Origin of the sequence: Sulfitobacter sp. UBA4523 (assembly GCF_002388305.1) — a bacterium.
Lineage (GTDB): Bacteria > Pseudomonadota > Alphaproteobacteria > Rhodobacterales > Rhodobacteraceae > Sulfitobacter > Sulfitobacter pontiacus.
In genome coordinates, this window is sequence record NZ_DGMH01000008.1 from 1,063 (window position 1) to 6,822 (window position 5,760).

At 61.8% G+C, this 5,760-nt stretch carries 5 protein-coding genes; 3 read left to right on the forward strand and 2 right to left on the reverse strand.

The window, feature by feature from the left end:
* Both B3849_RS01355 and B3849_RS01360 read left to right on the forward strand, forming a co-directional pair.
* Positions 1-1,107, forward strand: a 1,107-nt coding sequence (locus tag B3849_RS01355) for a GMC oxidoreductase (RefSeq protein WP_286779719.1), incomplete at its 5' end; no start/stop codon positions are given.
* A 102-nt stretch (positions 1,108-1,209) separates the two neighbouring features.
* The gene (locus B3849_RS01360; RefSeq protein ID WP_278425258.1) at positions 1,210-1,896 is read left to right on the forward strand and encodes a thermonuclease family protein; all 687 of its coding nucleotides are present in this window, start codon (positions 1,210-1,212) and stop codon (positions 1,894-1,896) included.
* A gap of 4 nt (positions 1,897-1,900) precedes the next feature.
* Here the strand turns inward: B3849_RS01360 and B3849_RS01365 are convergent, their stop codons facing one another.
* Positions 1,901-3,301, reverse strand: a complete 1,401-nt coding sequence (locus B3849_RS01365; RefSeq protein ID WP_278375668.1) for a helix-turn-helix domain-containing protein — start codon at positions 3,299-3,301, stop codon at positions 1,901-1,903.
* A 71-nt stretch (positions 3,302-3,372) separates the two neighbouring features.
* Positions 3,373-4,590 carry a multidrug effflux MFS transporter gene (locus tag B3849_RS01370; protein ID WP_278425261.1) on the reverse strand — a complete coding sequence of 406 codons (1,218 nt, stop codon included), beginning with the start codon at positions 4,588-4,590 and terminating at the stop codon, positions 3,373-3,375.
* A gap of 178 nt (positions 4,591-4,768) precedes the next feature.
* Here B3849_RS01370 and B3849_RS01375 point away from each other — a divergent pair.
* Positions 4,769-5,760: acyl-CoA carboxylase subunit beta (locus tag B3849_RS01375; RefSeq protein WP_286779720.1), on the forward strand; the 992-nt coding region annotated here is incomplete at its 3' end.

Below are 5,760 nucleotides of genomic sequence, written 5' to 3' on the forward strand. Positions count from 1 at the left end.
CCGATGGAGCAGACGGTCTGGAAGGGCCGTCGCTGGTCCGCCGCCAACGCCTATCTGCGGCCCGCGCAAAAGACCGGCAACGTCGAACTCGTCCGCGCCTTGGCGCAGCGGATCGTGATCGAAGATGGTCGCGCTGTCGGGGTCGAGGTGCTGCGCGGTGGCAAGACCGAGGTGCTGCGTGCCAGCGGCGAGGTGATCATCGCGGCGTCCTCCATCAACTCGCCCAAGCTGCTGATGTTGTCGGGCATCGGCCCTGCGGCCCATCTGGCAGAGCATGGTATCGAGGTGATCGCCGACCGCCCCGGTGTGGGCCAGAACCTGCAAGATCACCTTGAACTGTATATCCAGATGGCCTCCAGCCAGCCGATTACGCTCTATAAACACTGGAACATCTTTTCCAAGGCCGTGATCGGCGCGCAGTGGTTGTTCACGAAAACCGGCATGGGCGCGTCGAACCAGTTTGAAAGCGCGGCCTTCATCCGGTCGAAGGCGGGGATTAAATACCCCGATATCCAGTATCACTTCCTGCCGATTGCCGTGCGCTATGACGGGCAGGCCGCCGCTGAAGGCCACGGGTTTCAGGCGCATGTGGGGCCGATGCGGTCGACCTCGCGCGGGTCTGTCACGCTGGCCTCGGGCAATCCGGCCGACGCGCCGAAGATCTTTTTCAACTACATGTCGCAAGACAAGGATTGGGAGGAGTTCCGCACCTGTATTCGCCTCACCCGGGAGATCTTTGCGCAGGACGCCTTCAAACCCTTCGTCAAACACGAGATCCAGCCGGGGGCCGATGTGCAAAGCGACGATGAACTTGATGCCTTTATCCGAGAACATGCCGAAAGCGCCTATCACCCCTGTGGTACCTGCCGCATGGGCCGCGCCGATGACCCGCAGGCGGTGGTCGATCCGCAGGGCCGTGTGATCGGGGTAGAGGGGCTGCGCGTCGCCGACAGCTCGATCTTCCCGCGGATCACCAATGGCAACCTGAACGCCCCGTCGATCATGGTGGGCGAGAAAATCTCGGACCATGTGTTGGGGCTTGATCCATTGGCCGCTTCAAATGACGCGCCCTGGATCCACCCCGACTGGGAAACCGCGCAGCGCTAAGGGGCTGCCCCGTTGGTCGAGAGGCCACAAGTGTTAACGAAAGTTAACCTTGGTTAATATCTCTGGTTGATTGGGGCGTGGAAACGGCCCAATCAACGGGATATGAAAGCCATCCTTCATTCATGTTTCGCTGCGGCGCTGGTCGCCGTTTTCACGCAACCCGCTGCGGCGGTTGAACCGCGGCTGACGGGCGAGATCCGGGTGATCGACGGGGATACGATCGCTTTGGGTGAGACGCGGATCCGGCTTTTCGGCATCGATGCGGTCGAAGGGGATCAGCCTTGCCGTGCCTCGGATGGGCGCGTGTTGAACTGCGGCGCTTGGGTGACGGCGCAGGTGCGTGCCACCTATGACGGCCAGCGGGCCGACTGCCAGCGGGTGGATACCGACCGCTATGGCCGGATTGTCGCGCGTTGTGCCGCCTTGGGGCAGGATATGGGGGAAGCTTTGGTCGCGGCGGGGCTGGCCTTTTCCTACGCGCGCTACAGCCGCGCCTATGTCGCAACCGAAGCGGCGGCCAAGCGGGCAGGACGCGGGGTGCATGCCTATGAAACGCAGCGCCCCGATGCCTATCGCAAAGCCTCTAAAGCAGCGCCAAAGCCCGTTGCGTCATCGGGGCCGGGCGGCTGTGTGATCAAGGGGAATGTCAGCAGCAAGGGCACGCGGATCTTTCACGTGCCCGGACAGCACGACTATGACCGGACCGTGATCCGCACCGACAAGGGCGAACGCTGGTTCTGCAGCGCGGCGCAGGCGCGTGCCGCCGGATGGCGGGCGGCCAAGCGGTAAGCGGTCAATCCACCTGATAGGGCAGCACGTCGCGCAGGTTCGGGTCTACCACCAGCTGGCGTTCCAGCGGCGGCACAGACCGCTGGTGGCAATGTTTACGCTCGCAGATACGGCAAGATATGCCGATGGGTTCAAACGCCGAGGCGCGGGTGGTGTCCATCCCGTCAGCATAGACCAGCGCGGGCGCGTGGCGCACCTCGCACCCCAGTGAAATCGCATAGCGCCGCACCGGCGCGCCAAACCGCCCCGCCGGCTTCGAGATGTCCCGCGCCAACGAGATATAGCGTACCCCGTCCGGCGTTTCAGCCAGCTGGCGTAGGAAGCGGCCCGGCGTTTCAAAGGCGCTGTGCACGTTCCACAGGGGGCAGGCCCCGCCAAACCGCGCGAATTGCAGACGGGTGGCCGAATGGCGTTTGGTGATCGTGCCTGCCTGATCCACCCGGACAAAGAAGAACGGAATCCCCTTTGACCCGGGGCGTTGCAGCGTCGACAGCCGGTGCGCGACCTGTTCGATCGATGCTCCGAAATCAGAGGCCAGCACCTCGAGGTCGTGGCGGCAGCTTTGGGCGCGCTCCAGAAACCGGGCGTAGGGCATCAGTGCGGCCCCGGCAAAGTAGTTCGCCAGCCCTATCTTCGCGATGTCACGGGCCGCGGGGCTGTTGAAACGCGCGAAATCCAAGGTTGCCTCAAGCAGGTCGTTCTGGCGCACAAGGGCGACCTGCAGCAGCATCTGGAACGTCTGTGTGGCCTGCGAGGCGCGGGCCGAGACATGCAATACGCCACTGGCCGGATCATAGCGGCGCAGGGCATCTGTCTCGTCGAAGGCGACGGTGATGCCTGCGCTGGACAGCGCCTCTAGCGTGGTGTCGCGCAGGCTTTGGCCGGTGCCGGTGTCGCGGGCGAAATACTCGGCGGCGCGGTCCACGGCATCCAGATAATTGTCGCAATAATGGAAGAAGTCGCGCACCTCTTCCCACGGGCTGGGGGAGGGGCGGGCATCTTCGCGGCCCAAGGCTTCGTCCAGATAGGCCAGCCGTTCCTGGGTCTGGCGGTGGCTTTGGTGCAGCTTGATGAACGCCCGCGCCAACCCCGGCGCGTTGGAGGCCGCAAGCTGCACATCGGCCAGTGGCAGCACATCGCCCTCGAACACCGGATCAGACAGGACTTCGCGCATGTCGCTGACCAACCGTTCGCTGTCCCCGCTCGACAGTTCGGTGACATCCATCCCGAATTCAGACGCCAGTGCCAACACGACCGTGGTGCTGACGGGTCGGTTATTATTCTCCATCTGGTTAAGGTACGGGAGGGATACGCCAAGCCGCGCGGCGAATTCTTTCTGGGTATGAGCCAGATTGGTGCGCAGCTCGCGCAGTTTTGCGCCAGCGTATAGCTTTTGGATCGCCATCAGGTCGGGGCCTTTGCAAAGTTACCGGTTCTGCAAACCGTATCTTTGCAAACTAACGGCGGCAAGGCCCGTCAGGCGATACCAAGCGCTCGTTCACGGCGGATCACGACCAAGATCGACGCGACGCCCGCGACGGCGGTGGCCAGCATGATCCAGAGGAGCGGATAGGCTCCGGTCTCCTCGCTGAGCAGGGCACCGGCCAAAATGCTCAGCCCCGCACCACCGCCAATCATGATCGCGCCACCAAGCCCGGACGCCGTGCCCGCCAGATGCGGGCGCACCGACAACAGGCCCGCGGTGGCGTTGGGGATGCACAGCCCGTTGCCAAGGCCCACCAGCGTCATCATCCCGAAGAACGACAGCGGCGATCCATAGCCCAGCAGGAAGATCATCATCGACACCGACCCGCCAATCGCATTGGCCAGACAGCCCCAAAGCACCAGCGTGTTGACGCCGACCACGGTCGCTTTGCGGGCCGTGATAAAGTTGCCAAGGAAATAGCCCACGGCGGGTGCGCCGAAATAGATGCCAAGCTCGGCCGGTTCCATGCCGAAAACGACGCTGCCCACAAAGGGCGCGCCGCCAAGGTAGGCAAAGAACGCCCCCGAGCAGCAGGCCGCCGCCATCGAGTATCCCCAGAACCGCGGAGAGCCGAGCAGCTCGGGGTATTCGGCGAATTGCTGGGTCAGCGTGCGCCCTGACGCGACGTGGGTCTCGCCAAGGTCGAACCATGTGATCGTCAGTACCAGCGCCCCGATCCAGAACATCGCCCAGAAGGTCGCCTGCCAACCGAAGGATTGTTCCAGCAACCCGCCCACCGCGGGGGAGATCATGGGCACCAGCGCCATGCCCATCGTGACATAGCCGATCATCGAGGCGGCTTTATCTTGGGCGAACATATCGCGCACCACCGCGCGGCTCAGCACCATCGACACGGCGACGATGGCCTGCACGCAGCGGAAGGCAAGAAACACAGCCGTCGTGGGGGCGTAGATACAGCCCACCGTCGCGACCATATATATCGCCAGCCCCCACAGCAGCACATTCCGGCGGCCCAGATTATCCGAAATCGGGCCGATCAGCACCTGCAATACCGCACTACACAGTAGATAAAGCGGCACGGAAAGCTGCATCACAGCGTAATCGGCGTCGAAATACTCAGCCATAGCGGGAAGGCTTGGCAGAAACATATTCATCGCCAGCGCCCCGATCCCCGAAAGAAGGATCAGCGTGGAAATATGCGGGGGGGATGTTTTATCCAGAAAACGGACGGGGTTATCCTTGATCATTGCATATCAGTATGCCTGCGGTTGCATCTTGTCTATCCAGAACCATACGGTAACCGAACGATTTGCAAGTTTTCAATTAGCAAAGAGAAAGGTGTATAGTTTTTGCAAATTTGCAAAAATGCGCTTTGGTTCGCGCGGGGGCGGCGTTACGGTGGCGGAAATCTTATAGAGGTGCGTGATGAAAGATATTCTGGAACAGCTTGAAACCCGCCGCGACGACGCCCGACTGGGCGGAGGGCAAAAGCGCATTGATGCGCAGCACGCCCGTGGCAAGCTGACCGCCCGCGAGCGGATCGACCTATTGCTTGATGATGGGTCGTTTGAAGAATTCGACATGTTCGTTACCCACCGCTGCACCGACTTCGGGATGGAGCAGCAAAAACCCGCAGGGGACGGCGTTGTCACCGGTTGGGGCACGATCAATGGCCGTCTGGTCTATGTTTTCAGTCAGGATTTCACGGTCTTTGGCGGATCGCTGTCCCAGACCCACGCGCAGAAGATCTGCAAGATTCAGGATATGGCGATCCAGAACGGTGCGCCTGTCATCGGGATCAACGATTCCGGCGGTGCGCGTATTCAAGAAGGCGTCGACAGCCTCGCGGGCTATGCCGAGGTGTTCCAACGCAATATCGAGGCCTCCGGTGTGATCCCGCAGATCAGCGTGATCATGGGGCCATGTGCGGGCGGGGCGGTCTATTCCCCTGCGATGACCGACTTTATCTTCATGGTGAAAGACACGTCCTATATGTTCGTGACAGGCCCTGACGTGGTCAAAACCGTGACCAACGAACAGGTCACCGCAGAGGAATTGGGCGGCGCGACGACGCACACGCGCAAATCCTCCGTCGCGGATGGCGCGTTTGAAAATGACGTCGAAGCACTGGCCGAGGTGCGTCGTCTGGTCGATTTCCTGCCTGCCAACAACCGCGACCTGCCGCCTGTGCGCCCGTTCTTTGACGAACCCGACCGGATCGAGGCGTCGCTTGATACATTGGTGCCCAGCAACGCCAACACGCCCTACGACATGAAAGAGCTGATCCACAAGCTTGCGGATGAAGGCGACTTTTACGAAATTCAGGAAGACTTCGCCAAGAACATCCTGACCGGCTTTATCCGTATCGAAGGGCGCACCGTGGGTGTGGTCGCGAACCAGCCGATGGTGCTGGCGGG